Here is a 13,162-nt window from a genome sequence, read left to right on the forward strand (position 1 = left end):
GCGACAATCGCCGCCCTGTAACTGCGGCCGAGCCAAGGCCGAAGAGCAAAGTTACACCATTTCCCGGGACACTATCCGTCTTGCGTTTCTTCCGGCCTGGGATACAGGCGCGTATCCCCTTGTCTTGCAACGCTTCTCTGAACCAATCAGCGTCATAGCCACGATCTCCGAGTAGCCATTTGACGTTTGGCAGGCCACTGAGCAGCGCACGTGCGCCGATATAATCGCTGACTTGTCCGGCGGTGACAAACAGGTCGATTGGTCGCCCCTGACTGTCACAGATTGCGTGCAGCTTGGTGTTCATGCCGCCTTTGGTACGACCGATCAGGCGACCACGCCCCCCTTTTTGGCGGCCATGCTGGTCGCCGTTCGGTGGGCCTTCAGGTATGTCGCGTCGATCATAACGGTGGTCTTCTCGCCGTGTTCCGCCGCCAGCCCAGCCATCATCCGCGCGAAAATGCCCTTCTCGCTCCAGCGCTTCCAGCGGCTGTAAAGTGTTTTGTGGGGGCCGTATTCCATAGGTGCGTCGCGCCAACGCAACCCATTGCGATTGATAAATATAATCCCACTCAGAACACGCCGGTCATCGACGCGGGGTTTACCGTGGGACTTTGGGAAGAAGGGTTCAAGACGCGCCATCTGCGCATCGCTCAGCCAGAAAAGATCGCTCATGCCACCGCTCCGTTTTAAGAACCGTGAATCACGCAGCGCAGCGGAAATCAATGCATCCTGACCCTAGTCTATGCGTTCGAAGCGTTAGGCAGTCCTTTGACAAGGGAAGAATTAGAAGACTATTGTCTCGACGAATTGGGTATGAACGCGAATAGCTTCTATGTATATTTGAGCTATTCTCCATTGGTTGTAAAACTAGCAACTGGTGTTTTTTCTCTAGTTGGTCAGGATGTTGATCCCGGCACCATTGAGCAACTCAAGGAAAAAATTCGTGAAAGCAGGTTCGATGCAACTTCTGGTTGGTCAAAGGCTGGAACACTGTGGTGGCATTTTCAGGCAGACCGCCCAACGATCAACGCTGGTTCACATGCAGTCCCTACGTTCGTATTAAATCTGACTTCTGGAGAATGGCGCCTTCAAACTGTCGATGGCTTGCAGTTGGGGGGCGTGAGGATTGATAATGGCTTCGCCTCTGGTTTTGCAAAGGCTTTTTCAGCGCTGGGCGTTACCAACAAAGACTTTCTACAGTTTGATTTCGATATTTCTAAACGACGGGTCTTCATTCGGATTGTTGGTATTGAGCCGGAAGAGTTTTCTTCGTTCGTTGAGAGCGACGAATTTGATGAGGAAGCCACTATGGACGAGGACAACTGATTTTTTTGGCAATTCAATGGCAACAATCGTAGCCTTTTATTGCGAACTTTAAGATTCGGCCAAATTTTCGCGACGACCTCTATTCACGGCCAGCTCCAACCACCCTCAACCGGGGCTTCAACATCTCCCCCACCGCATTTACCCCGGCCCGCAGCGGCGAGTCGATCAGGTGGGCGTAGCGCTGGGTGGTGCCAATTTGGGTGTGGCCGAGCAGCCGCCCGATCATTTCCAGTGAGGCGCCGCCGGATACCAGCAGCGAAGCGAAGGTGTGGCGCAGGTCGTGGATGCGGACATCTGGGATCTCGGCCTGCACCCGCATCCGCTCCCAGAACCGTTTGAGATCAACGACCGGCTGGCCCGGGACATCGCCGGGGAATAGGAACGGGCAGCCCTTCGGCACCGCATCGCCACGCAACCGGATCAACGCGACGGCTTCATGCGAGATCGGCACGCGGTGCTGTTTGAAATAGGCGTCCTGTTTGGTCCAGATCGCCAGATCGAGATTGAATTAGTCGAAGGTGGTGGTGCGGGCCTCGCCGCAACGGGCACCCCCCCTCTGTCAGGGATGTTGTCCGCTGCTCTACTTTTCCTCTATTTCTCAGGTGGGCGGGATAGGACGATGACGTGGGATATTCACCGGAACGAAAGACAGCTGTGCTGAAGCGTATGCTGCCACCGAACAACATGGCCATTCGGCAGCTGTCGCAGGAGGAAGGAATCTCTGAGGCGACGTTGCACAACTGGCGGGCTGAGGCGCGGCGCAAGGGACAGCTTCTGCCCGATGCTGACGCGGGTCCCGAGGGCTGGTCTTCGCGCGACAAGTTCGCGGCGGTGTTGGAAACGGCGGCACTGAACGAAACTGATTTGGCCGAATTCTGCCGCAAGCGCGGACTCTATCCGGCGCAGATCGCGGCGTGGCGATCGGCTTGCGAGCAGGCAAATGACTGGGACCGTGCGAGCACTGCCCGTCTGGGTCAGGCGACCAAGGAAGAAAAAAAGCGGATCAAGGGTCTGGAGCGCGAGCTTGCCCGCAAAGACCGCGCATTGGCCGAAACCGCAGCGCTTCTGGTTCTCAGAAAAAAGGCGTCAGCGATCTGGGGGGACGGAGAGGACGCATGATCAGCACCCCACATCGCCAAACAGCAACGATGCTGATCGAAGATGCCGTTACCGCCGGCGTGCAGCGCGCCAAGGCCTGTGCCGAGCTGGAAATCAGCGATCGCACTCTGCGGCGCTGGACGAAAGACGGCCAGCTTCACGCCGATCAACGGCCCCTCGTGCCGCGCCCGGAACCCGCGAACAAGCTGAGCGCTGCCGAACGTGCGGCGGTGCTGTCGCTATGTAATTCAAAGGAATTTAGCAGTCTGCCCCCAAGCCAGATCGTGCCAAAACTGGCCGATCAGGGGCGGTATCTGGCATCCGAGTCCAGCTTCTACCGCATCCTGCGCGCGGATGGTCAGCAGCATCACCGTGGCCGAGCCAAGCCCCCAGTCCGGCGCAAACCACCCACCAGCTATCTGGCCAGTGCGCCATGTGAGGTCTGGACCTGGGACATCACGTGGATGCCCGGGCCGGTGGCAGGCATGTTCTTCTATCTCTATCTGATCGTGGATATCTTCAGCCGCAAGATCGTCGGCTGGGAAGTTCATGAGCGCGAAAGTGCAGACCTGGCGGCCGTCCTGATCCGGCAGGCAGTGCTGGCCGAGGGATGCTTTATGCAACCGCTCGTTCTGCACGCCGACAATGGTAGCCCCATGAAGGGTGCCACAATGAAAACGACCATGGAGAAACTTGGCATCACCGCGTCGTACAGCCGCCCGCGCGTCAGCAATGATAATCCCTTCTCGGAGGCTCTGTTCCGAACCTGCAAATACCGCCCGGACTGGCCGAGCAAGGGCTTTGCCACAAAAATAGATGCTCAGGCTTGGGTAAAATCCTTCGCCAGTTGGTATAACGGCGAGCATCTGCACAGCGCCATTCGCTTCGTCACCCCGGGCGCACGCCACGCTGGCCATGACCGCGCAACGCTGGCAAACCGCGCCATGCTCTATGCAAATGCGCGTGCGCAAAACCCAGAACGCTGGTCAGGCAAAACCCGCAACTGGCAACCCGCCGGACCCGTCTGGCTGAACCCCGAAAACGAAATCAGCGCCCCCGAAATCAGAGACGCCGCATGAAATCGGCGGACAACACCTTTGACAAACACCGCACCGGTCAGTAAGCGCAGGCGGATGATCCTGGCGGCGCTGGATTCAATGCAGGCACCAAATCGAGAATTCGATCTTTGTTCCCTCCGCAAAGCGAGTAGAATTTCGAAACGGTCAAAATCTCCGTTCGTGATAGTCGTGGTGAAACAATGGCTTAAGGCTGAACACCAAAACTCCGCAGTCATCAGCTTCAGAGAACATTGGCGCGGAGAGAGCCATTTTGAGCCCGACCCCAGTAGGCGCAGTGCACAGCCTGCCGCGCATAACCCTTGAATATAACGGAAATTTTCCGCCCTGCGGCGGGCCGGAGAACAGTTGTGCTTGGGCAAGTGGCGGAGGAGGTGGGATTCGAACCCACGGTACGCTCTCACGCACGCCGGTTTTCAAGACCGGTGCAATCGACCACTCTGCCACTCCTCCGGCCTCTGCCCCTTACCCGCCCCGGTTCGATTCTGAAAGTGGCCCCGTCGCCCGCCCCCGGCCGCCCCTGAAACCGCAGGTTGTTGCCGATCTGCGCATGAGGGGTTTGCAGTGGCGCGCCATAGCACGTATCCTTTCGCGCAAAGGGTCCGGGGGCACGGGCCCTCCAAACGCTATGGCAGGGGCATGGGGCGCGCGGCATCGGGAACAGATGCACGGCCCGTGTCCCGAGCAGGGGAAATCGAGCAATGAACATTCACGCACTCACATGCCGGACGGGCCGCGTTGCCTGTGTCCTGACCCTGGCCCTGACCCTTGCGGCTTGCGAGGGCGGGCTGCAACTGCCCTTCGGCGCGGGCGCGGGCGCGGGCAACTCCGACACGCCGACGCGGGCCAGTTCCACCCGGCTGGTCGAACGCGATGTCGAGGCGCCCGAGGTGTTCCAGGTCACCGATGAGGGGCTCTGGGACGGCCGCCCGTCGCTCGGCGGGGTCTGGGTCGCGAGCCCCGAGGCCAGCGACCCCGAACGCGTCATCATCCGCAACGAGGAAAACGGCCGTTTCGTCATCGGCGCGCTTTTCCGGCGCGAACGGGAGACCCCCGGCCCGACGTTGCAGGTCTCCTCGGATGCCGCTGACGCGCTCAACATGGTGGCGGGTTCGCCGGTCTCGCTCAACGTCACCGCGCTCAGGCGCGAGGAGGTGGCGGAAACGGACCCCGAGGACGCCCCGTCCGAGGACACCGCCGCCACCGGCGAGATCGCCACCACCTCGCTGGACGATCCCATCGCCGCCGCAGCCGCCGCGATCGACGCCGCCGAGGCCGATGCCCCCGCCGGCCCCGCGCCGCAGGCCAGTTCCCTCGACCGTCCCTATATCCAGATCGGCATTTTCAGTGTCGAGGCCAATGCCGACAACACCGCCGACATGATGCGGCAGGCCGGCATGGTGCCCACGGTGCATGAGCAGACCTCTTCGGGCCGGGATTTCTGGCGCGTCGTGGTCGGCCCCGCCGCCACCGCGTCGGAACGCGCGCAACTGCTGGACTCCGTGCGCGGCCTCGGCTTTACAGACGCCTATTTCGTCACCAACTGATCCGCGAAAGACACGCGCCCCATGTTCACACGCCTCAGCCTCGCCCTTACCCTCTTCCTCGGCCTTCTGGCCGCCCCCCTTCATGCCTTCGAGACCCAGGCCAGCGCCGCCTATGTGATCGACCACAATACCGGCCAGGTGCTGCTGGATGTCGATGCCGATGTGCCGCTGCCGCCCGCCTCCATGTCCAAGCTGATGACCATCAACATGGTGTTCGAGGCTCTGGAGGATGGCCGCCTGACGCTGGAAACGATGCTTCCCGTAAGCCAGGAGGCGATGGATTACGGCGGCTCGACCATGTTCCTTACCACCCGCGACCGGGTCAGCGTCGAGGATCTCCTGCGCGGGGTCATCGTGCTTTCGGGCAATGACGCCAGCGCGGTGCTGGCCGAGGCGCTCAGCCCCGATGGCACCGAAGCAGGCTTCGCCGACCTGATGACGCAGCGCGCGCGTCAGTTGGGGATGATGAATTCCACATTCCGCAATTCCAATGGCTGGCCCGAGCTCGGCCATGTCATGTCGGTGCGCGACCTGGGCATCCTGGCCCAACGGCTGATCACCGAGTTCCCGCAATATTACCCCTATTTCGCCGAGACCGAATTTGCCTTTGACGGTCGCGCGCCCGATAACCGCTTCAACCGCAACCCCCTGCTGGCGCTGGGGATCGGGGCCGACGGGCTCAAGACCGGGCATACCGAGGCCGCGGGCTACGGCCTGGTCGGGTCCGCGCAGCAGGGCGACCGCCGGGTGACTTTCGTGATTGCCGGTCTGCCCAGCGCCGAGGCGCGCGCGCGCGAGGCCGAGCGCATCGTCAACTGGTCGTTCCGCCAGTTCGCCGAGCGTGAGGTCGTGGCCCCCGGCACCCTTGTCACCGAGGCGGAAGTGTTCCTGGGCAATGCCGCCACCGTGGGCCTCGAAACCGCCGCGGGTGTAACCATGCTGCTGCCCGCCCTGATCGACGACGGGGTCGAGGCCGAGGCAGTCTTTACCGGCCCGATCCCCGCGCCCATCGCCGAGGGTCAGGAACTGGGCTACCTGGTGATCCGGGTCGAAGGGTTCGAGGATCGCACCGTGCCGCTCCTGGCCGCGGAAAGCGTCGGCATGGCCGGGTTCATGGACCGCCTGCGCACCGCCGCGGACCAGGTCATGCAGATGATCCGCAACGGCACCGACACTCTGGCCGCGGGCTGAGGGCCCCCCATGTTCCTCTCGCTCGAAGGGATCGACGGCTCGGGCAAGAGCACGCAGGCAACGCGGCTGGCGGATACCCTGCGCGCGGCCGGGCATGACGTGGTGCAGACCCGCGAACCGGGTGGCGCGCCGGGGGCCGAGGAAATCCGCCGCCTGCTGGTCGAAGGCGACCCCGAGCGCTGGTCGCCGGAGACGGAAACGCTGCTCTTCAACGCCGCCCGCCGCGACCATCTGGAACGCACGATCCGCCCCGCGCTTGAGGCAGGCAAGATCGTCATCACCGACCGCTTCGCCGATTCCACCCGCGTCTACCAGGGCGCCACACGCGGCGACCTGCGCGGCTTTGCCGATGCCATCCACAAGGCCGCCATCGGGGTGGAGCCCGACCTGACCCTGATCCTCGACATGGACCCTGCGGCCGCCCTGACCCGCGGCCTCGCCCGCAGTTCCGGCGAGGACCGGTTCGAGGAATTCGGCCTGCCCTTCCAGCAAGCCTTGCGCGCGGGCTTCCTCTCCTTGGCCGACGAATTCCCCGCCCGCTGCCACATCATCGACGCGGGCCGGGACGCCGACGCCATCGCCGCCGACATCCGCGCCCTCGTCCTGGACCGCCTGACATGAGCACGCTTGGTGAGATGGAAGCCGTCCCCGAGGCCGACCGCGCCCCCGGTGCCCCGCATCCGCGTGAGACGCAGCGCCTGTTCGGGCAGGAGATTGCCGAAACCACCATCCTCGACGCCTTCAATTCGGGCCGGATGCACCACGCCTGGCTGCTCACGGGCCCCAAGGGCGTCGGCAAGGCCACGCTGGCCTGGCGCATCGCGCGGTTTCTTCTGGCCACCCCCGAGGATCAGGCCGACGCGCTCTTTGCCGCCCCGAAACCGGACACCCTCGACATCCCCGCCAACCACCCCGTCGCGCATCACATCCACGCCATGGCCGAGCCGCGCCTCTTTCTTTTGCGCCGCCCCTGGGACGTGAAGACCGCCAAGCTGAAGACCGTCATCACGGTCGAGGAGGTGCGCAAGCTGCACCCGTTCTTCGGCATGTCCGCCGCTGACGGGGGCCGCCGCGTGGTCATCGTCGATGCCGCCGACGAGATGAACCCGAGTGCGGCCAATGCGCTCTTGAAAATGCTGGAGGAACCGCCCAAGGGCGCCACGCTGCTGCTGGTCTCGCACCAGCCCTCGCGCCTGCTGCCGACGATCCGCTCGCGCTGCCGCACGCTGCCGCTGGCCACGCTCGGGGCCGAGGACATGCGCGCCGCGCTTGGGCAGGCGGGCATCGACGCGCCGGAAAACGCGGGGCTGGCCGAGCTTGCGGGCGGCTCCGTGGGTGAGGCCGTCGCGCTGATCCAGCAAGAGGGGCTGACGCTCTATGCCGAGATCCTGAACCTCGCCGCCACCCTGCCCCGGATGGATCGTGGCCTCGCCGCAAAGCTCAGCCAATCCGCGGGCGCGCGCGGGGCCGATGACCGGTTCACCCTCACCCTCGACCTGATCGACCGCTTCATGGCCCGGCTTGCCCGCACCGGCGCCACCGGATCGCCCCCGCCCGAGATCCTGCCCGATGAAGCGCAACTGCTGACCCGCCTCGCGCCCGACATGGGCGCAGGCCGCGCCTGGGCCGATCTTGCCGCCGATCTGACGGCACGCGCCCGCGCCGGCAAGGCGGTCAATCTTGACCCTGCCGCGCTGATCCTTGATATGTGTCTGAGAATTGGCAGCACCGCCGAGCGTCTGCCCCTCTGACCGGTTCACCCCGCCACGAAGGACAGCCCCGTTGCCCGACCTGCCGCCTATCGTTGACAGCCATTGCCACCTGGATTTCCCCGATTTCGCCGAGGAATTGCCCCAGGTGATCGACCGCGCCGTCGCGGCGGGCGTCACCCGAATGGTCACGATCTGCACCAAGCTGAAGAACGCCGGTTCTGTCCGCGCCATCACCGAGGCACACGATCCCGTCTTCTGGGCCGCAGGCACCCACCCGATGAGTGCGGCCAGCGAGCCGCTGGTCACGGTCGATGACCTCGTAAGCCTTGCCGACCATCCCAAATTCGTCGGCATCGGCGAAACCGGGCTGGACTATCACTACACCGCCGACAGCAAACCCGTGCAGCAGCAAAGCCTGCGCATCCATATCGAGGCCGCGCGCCAGACCGGCCTGCCGCTGATCATCCACGCCCGCGACGCCGATGACGATATGGCCCGCATCCTGACCGAAGAACATGGCGCGGGCGCGTTCTCCTGCGTCATGCACTGCTTTTCCTCCGGTGCGGCGCTCGCCGAAACCGCCCTAGGGCTTGGCTTCTACCTCTCCATGTCCGGCATCACCGCCTTCCCGAAATCGCAGGAGCTGCGCGACATCTTCGCCGCCGCACCGCTCGACCGCATCCTTGTCGAAACCGACGCGCCCTACCTCGCGCCGCCGCCGCGCCGGGGCAAGCGGAACGAGCCCGCCTATACCGCCTTCACCGCCACCCGCGCGGCGGAGACCTTCGGCGTGGACCCGGCAGAATTCTTCGCGCAGACCACCCGCAATTTCGACCGCCTCTTTTCCAAGGCCGCCGCGTAATGCCCCGTCTTCGCTTCACAATCCTCGGCTGCGGCTCATCGGGCGGTGTCCCGCGCATCGGCAACCATTGGGGCGCCTGCGACCCGGCCAACCCCAGGAACACCCGTCGCCGCTGCTCCGTGCTGATCGAACGCATGGGCGAGGATGGCACCACAGCCGTCCTGATCGACACCTCGCCCGACCTGCGCGCGCAGCTCCTGGATGCCGGTATCGGCGCGCTGCATGGCGTCGTCTACACCCATTCCCATGCCGATCACACCCACGGCCTCGACGATTTGCGCATGATCGTGATCAATATGCGAAAGCGCCTGCCCGTCTATGCCGATGGCGCAACGCAGAACGACCTGATCTCGCGTTTCGGCTATGCCTTCGTACAGCCCGAGGGGTCGGATTACCCGCCGATCCTGGACTTGCACGGGATCGGCGGCGACATTGCCATCGACGGCCCCGGCGGCCTCGTTACCTTGACCCCCTTCCGCGTCAAGCATGGCAATATCGACAGCCTCGGCTACCGCATCGGCGATGTCGCCTACCTGCCCGATGTCTCCGACCTCTACCCCGAAAGCCGCGCCGCGTTGCAGGGGCTCGACCTCTGGATCGTCGATGCGCTGCGCCGCGACCCGCACCCGTCGCATTCGCACCTGGCCAACACGCTGACCTGGATCGCGCAGATCGCCCCGGCCCGCGCCGTGCTGACCAACATGCACAATGACCTCGATTACGAGACCGTCGCGGCGGAAACCCCCGCCCACGTGACCCCCGCCTATGACGGGATGCGGATCGAGATCGAGACCTGAGATGCTCGACCTGCTTTTTATCGTGTTGCCGGTCTTCCTTGTCGTCGGGGCGGGATATGTGACCGTCTGGGGCGGCCTTTTCAGCGATGAGGGCACCGACGCGCTGATGGTCTTCACGCAGAAATTCGCCATTCCCAGCCTGCTTTTCCGCGCCATCTCGACGCTGGATCTGCAACAGAATTTCGAATGGGCGCTGCTGCTCTCGTTCTATACCGGCTCGCTGATCAGCTTTACCCTCGGCACGCTCGGCGCGCGGCATGTCTTTGGACGACCCTGGACCGATTCCGTCGCCATCGGCTTTGTCTGCCTCTTCGCCAACTCCGTCCTCCTGGGCCTGCCCGTGATGGAAAGCGCCTTCGGTCCCGGATCGCTTGGACCCAGCTATGCCATCGTCTCGGTCCATGCCGCGTTTTGCTACTTTGTCGGCATCACGGTGATGGAGACCGTCTCGGCCCGCAGTCGCAGCCCCCTGCGCGTGCTGGTCACGGTCGCCAGGGCGATGTTCCGCAACTCGCTGATGATCGGTGTGAGCCTGGGCTTTGTCGTCAACCTGACCGGCCTGCCCATGCCCGAGGTCGCGACCGACGCGATCGACCTCATGGCACGCTCGGCCCTGCCGGTGGCCCTCTTCGGTCTCGGCGGCGTCCTCTTCCGCTATCGCCCCGAGGGCGACGCCAAGGTCATCGCCTTCATCTGCATCCTGTCGCTGATGCTGCACCCCGCCATCGCCTATGGCATGGGCCGCTATGTGATGGAGATCAGCGATGCGCAACTGCGCGGCGCGGTGGTCACGGCGGCCATGGCCCCCGGCGTCAATTCCTACATCTTCGCCAACATGTATGGTGTCGCCCGCCGTGTCGCCGCCTCGGCGGTGCTGATCGGCACCGCGCTGACCGTGCTGACCGCGTCCTTCTGGCTTTACCTGTTGCCCTGAGCGCGCCCTGCCCCTATCTCACCCCCTTCCGCAACGTCTTGCCGGGTTTTCATGATCGACCGTATCCGCACCGCCCTTCGCACCCGCCGCGCCCGCCAGCGCGCCCGGCGGGCCGAGTGGCGGGCGCGCTTCGGCGCCGATCTGGATGCACCCGGCGCCCGCCGCGCCGCGCGCCATGACATGAATTTCTGGGATCACGGCTTTGTCCGGCGGCTGTGGAAGAACCGCAGCGAGGTTGCCCCCGGCATCTGGCGCGGCAATCAGCCGTCGCCCGAGGATGTCGCCGGACTTGCCGGCATGGGCATCCGCACCATCATCAACTTCCGTGGCCGCAATCAATGGGGCAGCTACCTGCTGGAGGAGGAGGCCTGCGCGCAACACGGCATCACGCTGGTCAACGGGCGGCTCTATTCCAGCTCCGCCCCCACGCCCGAGCAGATCCACGCGGCCCTCGACCTGATCGAGGCCGCCGAAAAGCCCGTCTTCATCCATTGCAAATCCGGCGCCGACCGTGCCGGGCTGGCCTCGGTCCTCTACCTGCTGTCGCAAGGCGGCGATCCGGCCCGGGCGGCGCGGCAGTTGCACTGGACCCGCGCGCATCTTTCCATTTCGCGCACCGGCATCCTCGACGCCTTCCTCGCCGCCTATGCCAAGGCGCGGGCCGAGACGGGGATCGATTTCCTCGAATGGGTCGACACGGAGTATGATTTCCGGACAGTTGAGTCAGTTTTTTCTGACAAACGTGTCAAGAATCGCCTGCTGGACTGGATGCTGCGCCGTGAGTGAGCCGTCGAAAAACCTGCTGATCCGCCTCTGGCGCGAACATGTCGTGGGGTTCTGGCGCCTGCTGATCGTGGCCTTCATCCTGATGGTGATCGAAGGCAGCACATTGGGCGCGATCTCCTACCTGATCCAGCCCCTCTTCGACCTTGTTTTCATTGACGGAAACAGCTCTGCCGTCACCTGGGTCGCGCTGGCGATCTCGGGCATCTTCGTCCTGCGCGCGATCTCGGGCTTTGGCCAGCGCGTGTTGATCGTGACCATCGGGTTGCGGGTGACGACGGCCCTGCAAACGAGGCTTCTGGGCCACCTCCTCAGCCTCGATGCGCGGTTCTTCCAGGACAACGCGCCAGGATCTCTTATTGAGCGTGTTCGCGGGGATACCCAAGCATTGCAAGGGGTTGCAAGCGCCACGCTGATGACGATCGGGCGCGACACGATCTCGGTGATCTCGCTTCTGACGGTGATGCTGATCTCGGACTGGACCTGGGCGCTGCTGGCGCTGGCGGGCGTTCCGATCCTGATCCTGCCGCTCTCGCTGCTGCAAAAGCTGATCCGCAAGACCACCCGCGCCGCGCGCGAGGCGGCAGCAAGGCTCTCGACGCAGCTTGACGAGATCTTCCACGGGATTATTTCCATCAAGGTCAACAGGTTGGAAGATCACGAGGCAACCCGCTTCGACCAGGAGGTCGACCGTTTCCTCGACGCCCAGTTGCGTGCCGAGCGCGGCAAGGCGGCCAATCCGGCCGTGATCGACGTCATCGCCGCCATCGGCTTCTTCGCCGTCCTGATCTATGGCGGCCAGCAGATCATCGCGGGCGAAAAGACTGTGGGCGAATTCATGTCCTTCTTCACCGCGCTGGCGCTGGTCTTCGACCCCCTGCGCCGCCTCTCTGCCGTCTCGGGCCATATCCAGGCCGCGCTGGCCTCGCTGGAGCGGCTCTATTCGGTGCTGGAGGCGCGGCCCACGATCCTGCCGCCCGCCTCGCCCAAGCGCCTGAAATCCGGTGATATTCGCTTCGATTCCGTCAGTTTTTCCTATGGCGACACGCCCGTGTTGCGCGGCTTTGACCTGACCGCCGAGGAAGGCAGGACCACCGCGCTTGTCGGCCCCTCGGGCGCGGGCAAAAGCACCGTGTTCTCGCTGCTGACCCGCCTCATCGACCCCGATCTGGGCGAGGTCAGCATCGCGGGCACCGCCATCGACGCCGCCGATCTGGAAGAGCTGCGCAATGCCATCGCGCTGGTCGGCCAGGAAACCGCGCTGTTTGACGAGACCATCGCGCAGAACATCCGCCTTGGCCGCCTCGACGCCACGGATGCGCAGGTACAGGCCGCCGCCGAGGCCGCACATGTCACGGATTTCGCGGACGGTTTGCCGCTTGGCCTGAACACACCCGTGGGCCCGCGCGGCGGATCGCTTTCGGGCGGTCAACGCCAGCGCGTCGCCATCGCCCGCGCCATGTTGCGCGATGCGCCGATCCTGTTGCTGGACGAGCCGACCTCGGCCCTCGACGCGCGCTCCGAGCAACTGGTGAACGAGGCGCTGCGCCGCCTTTCCGCCGGACGCACCACCTTGGTGATCGCGCATCGCCTGTCCACCATCCGCGCCGCCGATCATATCGTGGTCATGGACCAGGGCGCGGTGATCGAGCAAGGCACCCACGAGGCGCTGATGGCGCGCAAGGGCGCCTATGCGCGGCTCAACCAATTGCAGTCCGCGGGCCTCAGCGCACCCCTTTGACGGCCACCTGCGGGGCTTTCCGCCGATATGGGTTTTCCGTTCCGTTTCAGCCCCTTGCAGACCATTATTCTACAACAACTGCCGCCCCTGCCGGC

The 13,162-nt window shown here is 64.3% G+C and carries 11 protein-coding genes, 1 tRNA gene and 2 pseudogenes; 11 read left to right on the forward strand and 3 right to left on the reverse strand.

Annotation, left to right across the window (positions count from 1 at the left end; genetic code table 11):
* Window positions 1–79: 79 nt before the first annotated feature.
* Window positions 80–672: pseudogene (locus tag HNS34_RS13620) on the reverse strand (IS5 family transposase); the annotation flags it as partial.
* A 141-nt stretch (window positions 673–813) separates the two neighbouring features.
* Here HNS34_RS13620 and HNS34_RS13625 point away from each other — a divergent pair.
* Window positions 814–1,326 (forward strand): hypothetical protein, encoded by a 513-nt coding sequence (locus tag HNS34_RS13625; protein ID WP_172320634.1) that lies wholly within the window; start codon window positions 814–816, stop codon window positions 1,324–1,326.
* Between the two features lie 79 nt (window positions 1,327–1,405).
* On the opposite strand, the pseudogene HNS34_RS13630 reads toward HNS34_RS13625, so the two are convergent.
* Window positions 1,406–1,876 (reverse strand): annotated as a pseudogene (locus HNS34_RS13630) (site-specific integrase); the annotation flags it as partial.
* A 116-nt stretch (window positions 1,877–1,992) separates the two neighbouring features.
* Between HNS34_RS13630 and HNS34_RS13635 the strand changes: the two are divergent.
* A protein-coding gene (locus HNS34_RS13635) for an IS3 family transposase (RefSeq protein ID WP_235952743.1) occupies window positions 1,993–3,503 on the forward strand; the annotation gives its coding sequence in 2 pieces (ribosomal slippage) (window positions 1,993–2,419 and window positions 2,419–3,503; 1,512 coding nt in all).
* A 360-nt stretch (window positions 3,504–3,863) separates the two neighbouring features.
* On the opposite strand, the gene HNS34_RS13640 is transcribed toward HNS34_RS13635, so the two are convergent.
* A tRNA-Ser gene (locus HNS34_RS13640) sits at window positions 3,864–3,953 on the reverse strand.
* A gap of 248 nt (window positions 3,954–4,201) precedes the next feature.
* On the opposite strand from HNS34_RS13640, the gene HNS34_RS13645 reads away from it, so the two are divergent.
* From HNS34_RS13645 to HNS34_RS13685, 9 genes are read left to right on the forward strand one after another with little or no spacing between them, the layout of a single operon-like run.
* On the forward strand, window positions 4,202–5,047 hold the full coding sequence (locus HNS34_RS13645) for an SPOR domain-containing protein (RefSeq protein ID WP_172320635.1): 846 nt from the start codon (window positions 4,202–4,204) through the stop codon (window positions 5,045–5,047).
* Window positions 5,048–5,068: 21 nt separating this feature from the next.
* A complete protein-coding gene (locus HNS34_RS13650; RefSeq protein ID WP_172320636.1) occupies window positions 5,069–6,238 on the forward strand; it encodes a D-alanyl-D-alanine carboxypeptidase family protein in 1,170 nt (389 codons plus the stop codon).
* 9 nt (window positions 6,239–6,247) lie between these two features.
* A complete protein-coding gene (gene tmk, locus HNS34_RS13655; protein WP_172320637.1) occupies window positions 6,248–6,859 on the forward strand; it encodes a dTMP kinase in 612 nt (203 codons plus the stop codon).
* Window positions 6,856–7,989 (forward strand): DNA polymerase III subunit delta', encoded by a 1,134-nt coding sequence (locus HNS34_RS13660; RefSeq protein ID WP_172320638.1) that lies wholly within the window; start codon window positions 6,856–6,858, stop codon window positions 7,987–7,989. Before tmk ends, HNS34_RS13660 begins: the two co-directional genes overlap by 4 nt.
* 31 nt (window positions 7,990–8,020) lie before the next feature.
* Window positions 8,021–8,812: a TatD family hydrolase gene (locus HNS34_RS13665; RefSeq protein ID WP_172320639.1), complete on the forward strand. Its 792-nt coding sequence runs from the start codon at window positions 8,021–8,023 to the stop codon at window positions 8,810–8,812.
* The gene (locus tag HNS34_RS13670) at window positions 8,812–9,609 is read left to right on the forward strand and encodes an MBL fold metallo-hydrolase (protein WP_172320640.1); all 798 of its coding nucleotides are present in this window, start codon (window positions 8,812–8,814) and stop codon (window positions 9,607–9,609) included. Before HNS34_RS13665 ends, HNS34_RS13670 begins: the two co-directional genes overlap by 1 nt.
* A gap of 1 nt (window position 9,610) precedes the next feature.
* Window positions 9,611–10,543, forward strand: a complete 933-nt coding sequence (locus tag HNS34_RS13675; protein ID WP_172320641.1) for an AEC family transporter — start codon at window positions 9,611–9,613, stop codon at window positions 10,541–10,543.
* A gap of 51 nt (window positions 10,544–10,594) precedes the next feature.
* The gene (locus tag HNS34_RS13680; RefSeq protein WP_172320642.1) at window positions 10,595–11,329 is read left to right on the forward strand and encodes a protein tyrosine phosphatase family protein; all 735 of its coding nucleotides are present in this window, start codon (window positions 10,595–10,597) and stop codon (window positions 11,327–11,329) included.
* Entirely contained in the window at window positions 11,322–13,067 is a 1,746-nt protein-coding gene (locus tag HNS34_RS13685; protein WP_328700541.1) for an ABC transporter ATP-binding protein, read from the forward strand. The genes HNS34_RS13680 and HNS34_RS13685 overlap by 8 nt, the downstream gene beginning before the upstream one ends.
* Window positions 13,068–13,162 lie beyond the last annotated feature (95 nt).

The sequence above is a fragment of the Alterinioella nitratireducens genome, assembly GCF_013155465.1.
Taxonomy (GTDB): Bacteria; Pseudomonadota; Alphaproteobacteria; order Rhodobacterales; family Rhodobacteraceae; genus Alterinioella; species Alterinioella nitratireducens.